Genomic DNA, 14,232 nt, shown 5'->3' with positions numbered 1-14,232 from the left:
ACGCGGGAGAGAAAAGATCATGAGCGCCAACCCTGTGTACGACTATGTCATCGTCGGAGGCGGAACCGCCGGTTCCGTCATCGCCCACCGCCTCACGGCCGACCCTGACGTCACGGTCGCCGTCATCGAGGGCGGCCCGAGCGACGTCGACCGGCCCGACGTCCTGACGCTGCGCCGCTGGATGGGCCTGCTCGGCGGCGACCTCGACTACGACTACCCCACCGTCGAGCAGCCACGCGGCAACTCCCACATCCGGCACAGCCGCGCCCGCGTGCTCGGCGGCTGCTCGTCGCACAACACCCTCATCTCCTTCAAGCCCCTGCCGTCCGACTGGGACGAGTGGGAGGAGGCCGGCGCCGAGGGCTGGAACGCGGCCGCCATGGACCCGTACTACGACAAGCTCCTCAACAACATCGTCTCGGTCGACGAGAAGGACCGGAACGCCATCGCCCGCGACTTCGTCGACGCCGCCCAGGCCGCGCTCGGCGTTCCGCGCGTCGAGGGGTTCAACAAGAAGCCGTTCCACGAGGGCGTCGGCTTCTTCGACCTGGCGTACCACCCGGAGGACAACAAGCGCTCCTCCGCCTCGGTCGCGTACCTCCACCCGGTCATGGACCGGCGGCCCAACCTCCATCTGATGCTGGAGACCTGGGCGTACCGGCTGGAACTGGACGGTACGCGGGCGCGCGGCGTCCACGTCCGTACGAAGGACGGCGCCGAGCGGCTCGTCCAGGCGCGGCGCGAAGTCCTCGTCTGCGCGGGCGCCGTGGACACGCCCCGGTTGCTGCTGCACTCCGGCATCGGGCCGCGCGCCGACCTGGAGAAGCTGGGCATCCCCGTCGTCCACGACCTGCCGGGCGTCGGCGAGAACCTGCTCGACCACCCCGAGTCGGTCATCGTCTGGGAGACGCACGGTCCGATACCCGAGAACTCCGCCATGGACAGCGACGCGGGGCTCTTCGTGCGCCGCGACCCCGACTCACCGGGGCCGGACTTGATGTTCCACTTCTACCAGATCCCGTTCACCGACAACCCGGAGCGGCTCGGCTACCAGCGCCCCGCGCACGGCGTGTCGATGACGCCGAACATACCCAAGCCCCGCAGCCGCGGCCGCCTCTACCTGACGAGCGCCGACCCGGACGTCAAGCCCGCGCTCGACTTCCGCTACTTCACGGACGAGGACGACTACGACGGCCGCACGCTCGTCGACGGCATCCGCATCGCGCGGGAGATCGCGAAGGCCGAGCCGCTGGCCGGCTGGCTCAAGCGCGAGGTCTGCCCGGGGCCCGAGGTCACCGGCGACGCGGAGCTGAGCGAGTACGCCCGCAAGGTCGCCCACACCGTCTACCACCCGGCCGGCACCTGCCGTATGGGTGCGGTGGACGACGAACAGGCCGTCGTCGGCCCCGACTTGAAGGTACGGGGCCTGGACGGCATCCGGATCGCCGACGCGTCCGTCTTCCCGACCATGCCGGCCGTCAACCCGATGATCGGGGTGCTGATGGTCGGCGAAAAGGCCGCCGAACTACTGGGAGGTGGTGCCTGATGAGCACCCCCGCGAGTTCCTCCATGAAGCCCCCCACTGCTGCGACCGCCCCCGCGAACGCCCCTGCGGACGGCTCCGCGCCCGCGCCCGCGGACACCCCTGCGGGTACCTCCGCCCAGGCGCCCGCACACCTGCCCGGGGACGTGCCCGCGAACGCGACCGGGGAGGCCCCCGCGCGTGTGCCCGGGAGCCGGTCCGGGGGTGCGCCTGCTGACGTGCCCGCTGACGTGCCCGCGCGTGTGCCCGGGAGCCGGTCCGGGGGTGCGCCCGCGAACGAGCCCGGGGGTGCGCCTGCTGACGTGCCCGCTGACGTGCCCGCGAGTGTGCCTGCGAGCCGGTCCGGGGGCGTGTCCGCGAACGAGCCCGGGGGTGCGCCGGTGAACGAGCCCGGGGGCGTGTCCGCGAACGAGCCCGGGGGTGCGTCTGCCGGCGCTGGGCTCGGCGACGTGCCCGGGGGTGGGGTCGCGGACGACTCCGCGCATCCGCCCGTGTTCTCCGTCCAGGGGCTGTGGAAGGTCTTCGGGCCCAAGGCCGAGCGCGTGCCCGGCGACGCCGAGCTGGCCGAGCTGTCCGCCGCCGAGCTGCGGGAGCGGACCGGCTGCACCGCCGCCGTGCGGGACGTGTCGTTCGACGTGCGCAGGGGCGAGGTCTTCGTCGTCATGGGCCTGTCCGGCTCCGGCAAGTCCACCCTCGTACGCTGCCTGACCCGGCTCATCGAGCCGACCTCCGGCACCGTCGCCATCGACGGCGAGGACGTCCGGTCCATGGACCGGACCCGGCTGCGTGAACTGCGCCGCCACCGTGCCGCGATGGTGTTCCAGCACTTCGGCCTGCTGCCGCACCGCACGGTCCTCGACAACGTCGCCTACGGGCTGGAGATCCAGGGCGTCGGCCGTGCCGAGCGGCGCGCCAGGGCCGCCGAGGTCGTCGCCAAGGTGGGCCTGGAGGGCATGGAGGGCCGCAGGCCGGAGCAGCTCTCCGGCGGCCAGCAGCAGCGCGTCGGCCTCGCCCGGGCGCTCGCCGTCGACCCGGAAGTGCTGCTCTTCGACGAGCCGTTCAGCGCGCTCGACCCGCTGATCCGGCGCGACATGCAGGAGGAGGTCATCCGGCTCCACCACGAGGAGGGCCGCACGATGATCTTCATCACCCATGACCTGAACGAGGCCCTGCGCCTGGGCGACCGGATCGCGCTGATGCGCGACGGCCGGATCGTGCAGCTCGGCACGCCCGAGGAGATCGTCGGCGCGCCCGCCGACGACTACGTACGCGACTTCGTCCGCGACGTGCCGCGCGAGCAGGTCATCACGGTACGCAGCGCCATGCGTCCGCCCTGCGGGGACGAGACCTCCGGGCCGGCCGTCGCCCCCGGCGCCACCGTGTCCGAGGCCATCGAGGCCGTCGCCCGCAGCGGCGGCCCGGTACGGGTCGTCGAGTCCGGCCGGTGCGTGGGCGTCGTGGACCACAAGGACCTGCTGTCGGTGGTCGCCGGCGTCCCGGCCGGGAAGGCGGCGGCATGACCGCGACCGTCACAACCGCCCCCGTACGGCCCCGGCTGCCGGCCGCGCTCACGTTCTGGCCGCTGGCCGCCGCCGTCGTCCTCGTACCGCTCGGCGTCCTCTTCGCGGGCGGCGGCAGCTGGCCCGCCTCGCTCTCCGTTGATCTCTCCGGGCCGCTCGGCTCCGCCAGCGACTGGATCATCGACCACCGGGACAGCCACCCGCTGTTCCTGTACTTCTTCGGCCACATCAGCAACGCCGTCGTGCTGTCCGTGCGCGCCGTCTACCTGCTGCTGCTGGCCGTCGGCTGGGCCGGCGTCACCGCCGCGGCCGGGCTGATCGCCTGGCGGGTCGCGGGCGTACGCGTCGCGCTCGGCGCCACCGCCGCCTTCGCCGTGTGCGGACTGCTCGGCATGTGGGTGCCCACCATGCAGACGCTCGCGCTCATGGTCGTCGCGGTGGCCGCGTCCGTCGCGCTCGGCGGGCTGCTGGGCCTGGCCGCCGGGCTCTCGGACCGTACGTACCGGGCGCTGCGCCCCGTGCTCGACACCATGCAGGTGCTGCCGGCGTTCGCGTACCTGCTGCCCGTGGTGCTGGTCTTCGGCATCGGCGTACCGGCGGCCGTCCTCGCGACCGTCGTCTACGCCGCGCCGCCCATGGCCCGCCTCACCGCGCTCGGGCTGCGCGCCGCCGACCCCGGCGTCCTGGAAGCCGCCGCCTCGCTCGGCGCGACCGGCAGGCAGCGGCTGCTGACCGCACGCCTGCCGCTCGCCCGCAAGGAACTGCTCCTCGGCGTCAACCAGTCGATCATGATGGCCCTGTCGATGGCCGTCATCGCCTCCGTCATCGGCGCGGGCGGCCTCGGCGACCGCGTCTACCAGGCGCTCGCCTCCGTCGACGTGGGCGCCGCACTCGCCGCCGGTATCCCGATCGTGCTGCTCGCCGTGGTGCTCGACCGTACGGCGACGGGCGCCCGGTCCGGCGGCGGCGGGCGCGCGGCGGCCCGGCGGGGCTGGACCGGTGCGGCCGCCGTGCTCGTGCTGGTCGCCCTGGCCGGCCGGTTCGCGGACCGGCTCACCTGGCCCGAGTCCTGGCACGTCGACATCGCCGAGCCGGTCAACCGGGCCGTCGACTGGATGACCGCCCACCTCTACTCCGGCGTCCCGGTCATCGGCGGCACGGCCGACTGGGCCGCGGGCTTCACCGGCTGGGTGCTCGACCCGGTGCGCGACGGGCTCCAGGCGCTGCCCTGGTGGGCGGTGCTGCTGCTGGTCGGCGCGCTGGCGCTGCTGGTCGGCACCTGGCGTACGGCGCTGACGGCCGTCGCCGCGATGGGCGCCATCGGTGTGCTGGGCGTGTGGGACGCGTCGCTCGACACCCTCTCCCAGGTGCTGGCCGCCGTGGCCGTCACCCTCGTCCTGGGCTTCGGCATCGCGGTGGCGGCGGCGCGCAGCGCGCGTTGCGAGCGCTGCCTGCGCCCGGTCCTGGACGTCTTCCAGACCATGCCGCAGTTCGTGTACCTGATCCCCGTGGTGGCCCTCTTCGGCGTGGGCCGCGCCCCGGCGGTGGCCGCCGCCGTGGTCTACGCCCTGCCCGCCGTCGTCCGCATCACCACCCAGGGCCTGCGGGGCGTCGACCCCGTCGCGCTGGAGGCCGCCCGCTCGCTGGGGGCCACGGGGTGGCAGCAGCTGCGCCAGGTCCAACTGCCGCTGGCCCGTCCGGCGCTGCTGCTCGCGGTCAACCAGGCGGTCGTCCTCGTCCTCGCCGTCGTCATCATCGGCGGCCTGGTGGGCGGTGGCGCGCTCGGTTACGACGTCGTCTTCGGCCTTGCGCAGGGCGACCTGGCGACCGGTCTGGTCGCGGGCGCGGCCATCGTGTGCCTGGGCCTGATGCTCGACCGGGTCACCCAGCCCGTACGAAAGGAGGCCTGACATGCGGACGGCCCGAACCACCGTGTGCGCCGCCGCCGCGCTGGGCCTGGTGGCCCTCACCGGCTGCGGCGCGGCCGACATGACCAAGCAGGCGTCCCCGTACGCCGCCGCCCAGGGCACGAAGACGGTCACCCTCTCCCTCCAGTCGTGGGTGGGCGCGCAGGCCAACGTCGCCGTGGCGAAGTACCTGCTCGAACACGAGCTCGGCTACCGGGTGGACACCGTCCAGGTGGACGAGGTCCCGGCCTGGGACGCGCTCAGCCAGGGCCGGGTGGACGCCATCCTGGAGGACTGGGGCCACCCGGAGCAGGAGAAGCGGTACGTCACCGACAAGAAGACCATCGCGCGCGGCGGGAACCTGGGCGTGACGGGCCACATCGGCTGGTTCGTACCGACGTACTTCGCCGAGGCGCACCCGGACGTCACCGACTGGAAGAACCTCGACAAGTACGCCGGTCGGCTCCGTACGGCGGAGAGCGGCGGCAAGGGCCAGCTGCTGGACGGTTCCCCGTCCTACGTCACCAACGACAAGGCGCTGGTGGAGAACCTCGACCTGGACTACAAGGTCGTCTTCGCGGGCTCCGAGGCGGCGCAGATCACCCAGATCAAGCAGTTCGCCAAGGAGAAGAAGCCCTTCCTGACGTACTGGTACAAGCCGCAGTGGCTGTTCGAGAAGGTGCCGATGACGGAGGTGAAGCTGCCCCCGTACAAGGAGGGCTGTGACGCCGACCCGAAGAAGGTCGCCTGCGCCTACCCGCACACCCCGCTGCAGAAGTACCTCAACGCGGACTTCGCGGAGAAGGGCGGGAAGGCGGCCGCCTTCCTGAAGAACTTCCGCTGGACGACCGAGGCGCAGAACGACGTCGCGCTGATGATCGCCGAGCAGAAGCTCTCCCCGGAGGCGGCGGCCGAGAAGTGGGTCAGGGCGAATGAGTCCACGTGGCGGGCCTGGCTCCCCTCCTAGCCCCGGAGAGCGGGCGGCCCGCACGGCGACCGGTAAGGCCGCGCGCGCCGTTGGCGTACTGGGGCGGTCCCCGTGGGCGTGCGGGGACCAGGGGGCCAGTCAGTCGGTGGCCGTGCTCCGGAGCAGGAGGAGTGCGATGTCGTCGGTGTGCCGGTGCGGGGGAGGGGCTTGGCGCAGGATCGTGTCCATGAGGAGGTCGAGGTCCTGGTCGGCGGCTTCGTCGAGGTGGGCGGCGACGTCGGTGATGGCCTGCTCGATGTCCGTGTCGGCGGTTTCGACCAGGCCGTCGGTGTAGAGGGCGAGCAGGGTGCCGGTGCGCAGCGGGATGTCCGTCACCGGGTACGTGGCCTCCGGGACGATGCCCAGTACCGGGCCGGGTGTCACGTCCACGGGGTGGGCGTGGCCGTCCGGGTGGCGCAGGAGCGGTGGTGGGTGGCCCGCGCTGACCAGGTGGGCGCGGTGGCGGGTGAGGTCGAGGTGGGCGTACAGGCAGGTGGTGAACAGGCCCGGGTCCAGGTCCAGGAGCAGGCGGTTGGTGCGGGCCAGCACCTCGTCGGGCGAGGCGCCCGCGGTCGCGTGGGTGTGGACGGCGGTACGGACCTGGCCCATGAGCGCGGCGGCCGAGACGTTGTGGCCCTGGACGTCGCCGATGACGGCCGCGGCGGTGGTGGCGTCGAGGCGGATCAGGTCGTAGAAGTCGCCGCCGATGTCCATGCCCCGGGTGGCCGGCAGGTAGCGGGCGGCGACCTGGAGGCCGGTGACTGCGGGGAGGGTGTGCGGCAGCAGGGCCTCCTGGAGCCCGTGGGCGAGCTGGTGTTTGGCGTCGTACAGCCGGGCCCGGTCCAGCGCCTGGGCGATGAGCCCGGCCAGTGAGGTGAGCACGGCCCGCTCCTCGGCGGGGAAGGCCCGGGGCCGGTCGTACGTCAGTACGCAGATGCCCACCGGACGGCCGGAGATGATCAGCGGCAGGAAGGCCCACGCCTGCTTGCCGCTGATGAGCGGGGCCTCCGGGTAGATGCGCGCCATCTCGTCGGGGTGCGTGAAGAACGACGGCACGCCGGTGGCGAGGGCCTGCCCCGCCGGGGTGACGCGGGTGTCGAGGGGGAGGCCGTCGAGGCGTTCGATGATGTACGGCGGGTAGCCGCGCGAGCCGATGATCCGCAACCGTCCGGACTCGGCGGTGGACAGCACCAGGCCGTGGGCGCCGAACGCGGGCATGATCTGATCGGCGACCAGGTCCACCACGTCCCGCACCCCCACGGCCTCGGTGAGCGCGGCGGCCAGGTGCATCAACTGGTAGAGCTGACCGGCGCGGGCGGGTGCCGGGGCGGGCAGCGGCTGGTGCAAGTCGGGTTCCCGGCCCGGCGTGAATCCGGGCGTGGGACCGGGCGTGGGACCGGAGGTGAGGTCGGGCGTGGGACCGGCCGTGGGACGGGGCCCGGTACTGGACGGGGTGATGCGCACGCTGATGCCGCTCGCGTCCGGGTAGAGCCGGAAGTCCAGCCACTGGTCGGGCGGGCGGCAGGCCGTGAACGACACGGGCTGACGGCTGATGACCGCGGCACGGTAGCGGTCCTCGTACACCGGATCGTCCAGCCAGGGCAGGGCCTGCCACGGCAGTGTGCCCAGCAGCTCGTCGGCGCCGCGGCCGAGCAGCTCGGCGCCCCTGGCGCTGAGGAAGGTGATGCGGCCCTGGAGGTCGAGCGCGCAGCACCCTTCGGGCAGGCGCTCGGCGAAGTCGGCGGCCGCCAGGGCCGGTTGCGGCGCGGTCCGAAGACCGGCCGGCGGGGCGGCGGCCAGGATGCGCGGCTCGTCGGGCGCCGTCACGGGACGCCCGGCGCGGGCGGCCTCGTCCAGCAGCCGGGCCAGCCGCCGGCTGCTGGACGCGATGTGGCCGCGCTCGCGCCGTGTCATACGGGGCGGATGACTGCCCGGCCACATCAGGAGCAGGGCACCCCAGCGGCGGTCACCGGCGACGGGGGTGGCGGCCAGCGCGAGCGGGTAGGGCAGCGCCACCGCGGTGCGCGGATAGCCGCGGGCCAGCTCGTCCTGGCCGCCGACCCAGATGAGACGGTTCTCGCGGACCGCGTCGGCCACCGGGGCGGGGGCGGCCAGGGCGACCCTCGCCCACGGCGCGGCGACGTCGGGGGGCGCGCCGCCCACCACGACCAGGCGGAGGACCTGCTCCTGAGGCACCAGCAGGTAGAAGGCGCCGATGGACGCGCCGGTACGGCGCATGGCCTCGCCGAGCGCCGCGTCCAGCTCTCCGGCGTTCGCCGGCTCGTCGCCACTGGTCACCGGTCACCCCTCGCGCCATCGGCCGCCAGGGCGGGACCGGCCGGCGGCTCACGCCAGGTCGTCGAACATGTCCAGCAGCGCATGCTCGTCCGCCTCCGGCGCCCGCCGCTCCGCCTGCGGCACCTGTTCGGCCCATACCGTCTTGCCCTGCGGCATGAACCGCGCGCCCCAGCTCTTGGTGAACTGCGCCACCAGGAACAGTCCGCGCCCGCCCTCCTCGGTCGTGGCGGCGCGCCGGATGCGCGGCGAGGAGTTGCTGTGGTCGGACACCTCGCAGATCAGCGCTCCGTCGCGCAGCAGCCGCAGCGACACCGGTCCCTCGCCGCCGTACCGCACGGCGTTGGTGACCAGCTCACTGACCACCAGGCCGGTGGTGAACTCCAGGTCCGCCAGGCCCCAGTCGGCCAGTTGCCGGCGTACCAGCTCCCTGGCGCCCGCGACCACCGAGGGGTCGGGCGGCAGCTCCCAGGACGCCACCCGGTCCTCGGGCAGCGCGCGCACCCGGGCCAGCAGCAGGGCCACGTCGTCGCGCGGGCCGCCGGGCAGCAGCGTGCCGGTGATCCGGTCGCAGGCGCGCTCCACAGACGTCTCGCCGCCCTCACCAGGGCCGCCCCCGCCGCTCAGCGCGGCCAGCAGTTGCCGCATCCGCGCCTCGGTGTTCCCGTATCCGCGCCCCTCCTTCAGCAGCCCGTCGGTGTACAGCGCCAGCAGGCTGCCCGGGGCCAGCTCGACGGAGGCGGACTCGTACGGCTGGAGCCCGCCGAGCCCGAGTGGCGGGCCGGCCGGGATGTCGACCATCCGGGCCGTGCCCCCGGGCGGGGCCACCGCGGGCGGCGGATGCCCGGCCCGGGCCGCCGTCATGCGGCAGCACACCGGGTCGTACACCACGTACAGGCACGTCGCCGCCGTGGCCGGGTCCTGCTCCTCGGCCGGGTCGTCGGAGGCGCGGCCGACCAGGTCGTCCAGGTGGGCCAGCACCTCCTCCGGCGGCAGGTCGAGACCGGCCAGGGTGCGCACCGCCGTGCGCAGCCGCCCCATGGTGGCCGCCGCGTGCAGGCCGTGCCCGGCCACGTCGCCGACGACCAGCGCCGCCCGCATCCCGGACAGCGGGATCGCGTCGAACCAGTCGCCGCCCACGCCCAGGCCGGTGTCGGCGGGCAGGTAGCGGAAGGCGAGGTCGGCGGCGGCCAGCCGGGGCAGGTCGCGCGGCAGCAGGCTGCGCTGAAGGGTGAGGGAGGCGTTGCGCTCCCGGCTGAAGCGGCGGGCGTTGTCCACGCTGATGGCGGCGCGGGCGGCCAGCTCCGCCGCGAGGGTGATGTCGTCCTCGTCGTACGGCCTGGCGCTGCCGCACCGGTAGAACCCCGCCAGCCCGAGGATCGCGCCCCTGGCGCACAGCGGGGCGCCCACGTAGGCGTGCACGCCCTCGCCCAGCAGGTCCACGGGGTGGCCGCCGCCGGCCGGGCGCGCCGCCGCGGCGGTGGCCGGCTCCGAGCCGGCGACCGGCCCCGATGCGGCAACCGGCCCCGATGCGGCAACCGGCCCCGAGCCGGTGACCGGCCCCGAGCCGGCGACCGGCCCCGATTCGGCGACCGGCCCCGAGCCGGTGACCGGCCCCGATTCGGCGACCGGCCCCGAGCCGGTGACCGGCACGGATTCGGCGACCGGCTCCCCGCTGCCGAGACAGCGCGCCTGCGGGGTACCGGCCGGGTACGTGACCGGCCCGCCCGCCCCGGCGTCGCGCACCGTGTCCTCGCCGGACCGGGTGGCTGCGCGGCGCAGCGGCGTACCGGGGCCGACCGGGCCCGGCGGGGGTTCCTCGCCCGCGAGGACGCTCTCGACCAGGTCCACGACGACGAGGTCGGCGAACCGGGGCACCGCGATCTCGGCCAGTTCCTCCGCGGTGCGGCGCATGTCCAGCGTGGTGCCGACGTGCACGCCCGCCTCGTTCAGCAGGGACAGCCGTCCGCGCGCCTCCGCGGCGAGGCGGCCGACACCCGGCTCGCCCACCAGCAGCAGCCACGCGTCGGGGCGGCTGCCGGGCGGCTGGGCGGGCTGCTGCTCCCCGGCGGAGGCGGGGGCGGGGGCCGAGGGGCCGAGCAGGGGCACCTTCCGACCGTCGGGGGCGGTCGCGGTCGCCGTCCCAGCCGCCGCCCCGGTCGCCGTCCCCGCCACGGTCGCGGTGGCCGTACCCGCCGCCGCCCCGGTCCCCGTACCCGCCCCCGGACCCTCCCGGAAGCTGACCTCGACGGCGGCGCCCTCGGCGTCGCCGTGGCGCAGCGCCTTGCGGCGCAGGGCTGCCACGCGGCCGCCCGCGAGGCCGACCTCGGCGGACGTCTCCTCGTGGGAGGAGATCAGCTCCACGGCCGCCTCCAGCAGCGCCAACCGCTCCCGCCGGGCCAGCTGGGGAGCCGCTCCGCCGGGAATCGCCGGCTCGCCCGGGCGGAAGTCGAGCCCGGCGCGGGGGCCGCGCTCCCTGGCACGGAGGAAGGACCTCATCAGGTCGCGCTCCCTGGCGGAGCTGAGCTCCAGCAGGCGCTCGCCGATCCGGTCGGTGGCGTCCCGGAGCGCCAGGGCCATGCCCGGCTTGGCCAGCTCCTCGGGCACCGAGAGGTTGACCGCGCCCTGCACGGTGCCGCTCACAGGATCGTGCACCGGCGCGGCCATGCAGGTCAGCGCCTTGAGATTGTGCAGGAAGTGCTCGTGGCCCACGACCACGAACGGCGCCTTGGTGCTCAGCGCCATGCTGACGCTGCTGGTGCCCATGAAGCGCTCGTCGACGTTGGCGCCCGGCACCAGGGACGCCTCGTCCATCAGCTCCAGCCCCACCCGGTCGCCCCGCCGGTCGATGATGTTCGCCTCGGCGTCGGCCAGGGCCACCGTGACCGGCAGACCGGAGAACCGCCCGCACAGCCGTTCCAACACCGGCGCGGCGGCCCGTATCAGGCGCGAGTCCGGGTCCAGGTCGCTCTCGACGGGCAGCACCATGCCCTCGCGGTCGATGCCGAGCGACTGCGAGCGCTCCCAGGAGGCGAGGATCTCGGCGCGCACTCCGGCACCGGACCGCTCCCCGCCGCGTTGGGCTCTCACAGGCGTCGGATACGACTCCACGGAACCAGGTTAATCAGGCATATGGGGCACCGCCTGTCCGCGGCCGCCGGGCGCGCACCCGGTGGCGCCCCGCTGCCCGGCCCACAGCCCGCGCCCGCCGCCCGTCAGGCGTCAGGCGTCAGGCGTCAGGCGTCAGGCGCCGACCGTGCCGTCGACGCCCTCGCGGAGGAGGTCCGCGTGGCCGTTGTGGCGGGCGTACTCGTGGATGAGGTGCAGCATCACATGGCGCAGCGACACGTCGACGTTCCACCGGGCGTTGTGGCCGGTGACGTCCAGCGACGCGGCCGAGGCCTCGATACGGCGCGCGTGCTCGACCTCCGCCCGCCAGGCGGCGAACGCCTCCGAGCGCGTGGCTCCCGTGGCGTCGTACGCCACCTGGTAGTCGCCGTCGGGCGACCAGACGAGCGGCACGTCCTCGGCGTTGATCGTCCGGCGGAACCAGGCGCGTTCCACCTCCGCCATGTGGCGGACCAGGCCGAGGAGGGACAGCGTGGAGGGGGGCATCGAGCGGCGGCGCAGGTCCTCGTCCGACAGGCCGTCACACTTCATGGCGAGGGTGGCGCGGTGGTAGTCGAGGAAGGCGCGCAGCATCGTGCGCTCGTCCCCGACGAGCGGCGGACCGGTACGTGCGGTGGTGGTCATGGAGAATCCTCCTCCAGCGGGCGGGCGGGTTCCCAGGATGGTTCACACCCGGCGGCGTGGCCCAGCGGATTTCGGCGGGCGCCTCGAAAAGCGGTGGCCCCCGCGGACGTACCGATCTATGGTCGCGGCCATGGGGATCAAGGGGATCACGGGTATCGCGGGCATCACGGGGGTCGTGGGGGCGGACGACATCGACGAAGCGGTGGCACTCACCGCCCGCGCGCTGCGCGGCGTCGCGGACCGGGACTGGTCCGGCGCGGCGGCCGGGCTGGAGTGGAGCTGCTACGACACGGCCGTCCACATCGCGGGCGACTTCACCGGCTACGCCGCCCAGTTGACCGGCCGTGCCACCGACACGTACGTCCCCTTCGAGATCACCCCCGACCCCGGCACCACCCCGGCCGGTCTCATCCACGTCATCGAGGCGACCGGCGGGCTGCTGTCCGCCGCCGTCCGCACCACGCCCGACGAGGTGCGGGCGTGGCATCCGTACGGCATGGCCGGGGCCGACGGCTTCGCGGCGATGGGCGTCGTCGAGGCGCTGCTGCACACGTACGACATCCTCGGCGCCCTCGACGTCCCCGACTGGCGGCCGCCCCCGCACCTGTGCGCCCGGGTCCTGGACCGCCTCTTCGCGCACGCCCCGCGCACGGACGACCCGTGGCGGACCCTGCTGTGGGCCACCGGCCGCGCCGAGCTCGACTTGCTGCCCCGCCTGGCGGCCTGGCGCTGGTACGCCCAGCCCCTGCGCGCCGAACGCCTGCTGCTGTGCGAGGTGTCGCCCCACCTGGCGGCCGACCTGCACGGCGGCGGCAGCGGCGGTTTCGCGTGGGCGGGCGACGGGCCGGAGCGCGGCACGCGGTTCGCCGGCGGGATGGTGGTGAAGGCCCGCGAGGACGGCACGTACCGCCCGGGCTGGGGTACCTACGCCATCGTCCGCGCCGGCGACGGCCGCGCGGTGGGCGGCATCGGCTTCCACGCCGCCCCCGACGCCGAAGGCCAGGCCGAGATCGGCTACGACCTGGTGGAGGCGGCGCGCGGCCAGGGCTACGCCACCGAGGCGCTGCGCGCGCTGGCCGACTGGGCCTTCACCCACCCGGAGGTGACCGTCCTGCGCGCCACCGTCGACCGCGGCAACACGCCCTCGCACGGGGTCGTCACCCGCGCCGGCTTCACCGAGGCCGCCGCCACCGACGACGGCATCCGCTACGAGCTGCGGCGCGGCTGAAAGCATCGGCGGCGGCCGTCAGGCCGTCACTTGGCCAGGCCCTCGTACTGGCCCGGCGTGTAGTGGCCCGGGACCATGCGCGTGGTGACCGCGAAGCGGTTCCAGGCGTTGATGACGGTGATCGCGGCGATCAGCTGGGCCAGCTCCGCCTCCTCGAACTGCTTGGCCGCCCTCGCGTACACCTCGTCGGGGACGAAACCGTCCGTCAGGACGGTGATGGCCTCGGTCAGTTCGATTGCCGCGAGCTCCTTGTCGGTGTAGAAGTGCCGGGACTCCTCCCACGCGCTGAGCTGGACGATCCTTTCGACCGACTCGCCCGCCGCCAGCGCGTCCTTGGTGTGCATGTCCAGGCAGAAGGCGCAGTGGTTGAGCTGCGAGGCGCGGATCTTGACCAGTTCCAGGAGGACCGGGTCGACGCCCTGCCGGGCGGCGGCGTCCAGCCGGACCATGGCCTTGTAGACCTCGGGAGCGTGCCGGGCCCAGGGGAGGCGGGGGGTGTGCTCGGTCGCGTACTCAGGTGCGTTGTGAGTCATGGCTATGACCGTACGTGGGCTGTGGCGCAGAGGTATGGTCCACTTTCATGACGGATTCCTGGGCCACTTTCGGGGCCGACCTTCATCTGGAGCTGCGTGGCCCGGGGTTGCGTTCCGGCCTGATGGACGCGTTGCGCGAGGCGGTTCGGACCGGGCGGCTGGCGCCCGGGACCCGGCTGCCGTCCTCCCGTTCGCTCGCCGCGGACCTGGGCATCGCCCGCAACACGGTCGCCGACGCGTACGCCGAGCTCGTCGCCGAGGGCTGGCTGACGGCCCGTCAGGGCTCCGGCACGCGGGTCGCCCAGCGCGCCACCCCGCGCCCCGCGCCGCGCCCCGGCTCACGCCCCGCCCCCGGCCTCAACGCCACCTTCCCCACCCCGTCCGCGGCGAACGCGTCCAGCCGCAGCCCCCGGGCCCGTACCCCGTGCACATCCAGCCGCTCGTGCCGTACGCCGCCCGTGATGCCCTACGCCACCCCCCGCCGGG

General features: G+C 74.3%; 10 protein-coding genes. 6 read left to right on the top strand and 4 right to left on the bottom strand.

Features of this window, described 5'->3' with window-relative positions:
- The first annotated feature begins 19 nt into the window (after positions 1 to 19).
- The 4 genes from QWM81_RS22085 (at position 20) to QWM81_RS22070 (ending at position 5,937) form a co-directional block, all read left to right on the top strand.
- Positions 20 to 1,546 (top strand): GMC family oxidoreductase, encoded by a 1,527-nt coding sequence (locus QWM81_RS22085; RefSeq protein ID WP_290113986.1) that lies wholly within the window; start codon positions 20 to 22, stop codon positions 1,544 to 1,546.
- 446 nt (positions 1,547 to 1,992) lie between these two features.
- Positions 1,993 to 3,063, top strand: coding sequence for a quaternary amine ABC transporter ATP-binding protein (locus QWM81_RS22080; RefSeq protein ID WP_290113985.1), 1,071 nt, complete (start codon positions 1,993 to 1,995; stop codon positions 3,061 to 3,063).
- Positions 3,060 to 4,973 carry an ABC transporter permease gene (locus QWM81_RS22075; RefSeq protein ID WP_290113984.1) on the top strand — a complete coding sequence of 638 codons (1,914 nt, stop codon included), beginning with the start codon at positions 3,060 to 3,062 and terminating at the stop codon, positions 4,971 to 4,973. The genes QWM81_RS22080 and QWM81_RS22075 overlap by 4 nt, the downstream gene beginning before the upstream one ends.
- Position 4,974: 1 nt before the next feature.
- Positions 4,975 to 5,937: an ABC transporter substrate-binding protein gene (locus tag QWM81_RS22070; RefSeq protein WP_290113983.1), complete on the top strand. Its 963-nt coding sequence runs from the start codon at positions 4,975 to 4,977 to the stop codon at positions 5,935 to 5,937.
- 99 nt (positions 5,938 to 6,036) lie between these two features.
- Here QWM81_RS22070 and QWM81_RS22065 read toward each other — a convergent pair whose 3' ends face one another.
- The 3 genes from QWM81_RS22065 to QWM81_RS22055 all read right to left on the bottom strand — a co-directional run bounded on the left by QWM81_RS22065 (position 6,037) and on the right by QWM81_RS22055 (position 11,985).
- Complete coding sequence (locus QWM81_RS22065; protein WP_290114030.1) at positions 6,037 to 8,175, bottom strand: SpoIIE family protein phosphatase; 2,139 nt, start codon at positions 8,173 to 8,175, stop codon at positions 6,037 to 6,039.
- A gap of 108 nt (positions 8,176 to 8,283) precedes the next feature.
- Positions 8,284 to 11,322, bottom strand: coding sequence for a SpoIIE family protein phosphatase (locus QWM81_RS22060; RefSeq protein ID WP_290113982.1), 3,039 nt, complete (start codon positions 11,320 to 11,322; stop codon positions 8,284 to 8,286).
- Between the two features lie 153 nt (positions 11,323 to 11,475).
- A complete protein-coding gene (locus QWM81_RS22055; RefSeq protein WP_290113981.1) occupies positions 11,476 to 11,985 on the bottom strand; it encodes a DinB family protein in 510 nt (169 codons plus the stop codon).
- Between the two features lie 130 nt (positions 11,986 to 12,115).
- Here QWM81_RS22055 and QWM81_RS22050 point away from each other — a divergent pair, with 130 nt between their 5' ends.
- A complete protein-coding gene (locus QWM81_RS22050; protein WP_290113980.1) occupies positions 12,116 to 13,213 on the top strand; it encodes a GNAT family N-acetyltransferase in 1,098 nt (365 codons plus the stop codon).
- 26 nt (positions 13,214 to 13,239) lie between these two features.
- On the opposite strand, the gene QWM81_RS22045 is transcribed toward QWM81_RS22050, so the two are convergent.
- Positions 13,240 to 13,746, bottom strand: a complete 507-nt coding sequence (locus QWM81_RS22045; RefSeq protein ID WP_290113979.1) for a carboxymuconolactone decarboxylase family protein — start codon at positions 13,744 to 13,746, stop codon at positions 13,240 to 13,242.
- Between the two features lie 47 nt (positions 13,747 to 13,793).
- Between QWM81_RS22045 and QWM81_RS22040 the strand changes: the two genes are divergently transcribed.
- The coding region (locus tag QWM81_RS22040) for a GntR family transcriptional regulator (RefSeq protein WP_290113978.1) at positions 13,794 to 14,232 on the top strand (439 nt) is incomplete at its 3' end.

This window comes from Streptomyces ficellus (genome assembly GCF_030406405.1).
In the GTDB taxonomy this organism is placed as follows: domain Bacteria; phylum Actinomycetota; class Actinomycetes; order Streptomycetales; family Streptomycetaceae; genus Streptomyces; species Streptomyces ficellus_B.
This window is presented reverse-complemented; position numbering and strand designations above follow the sequence as displayed.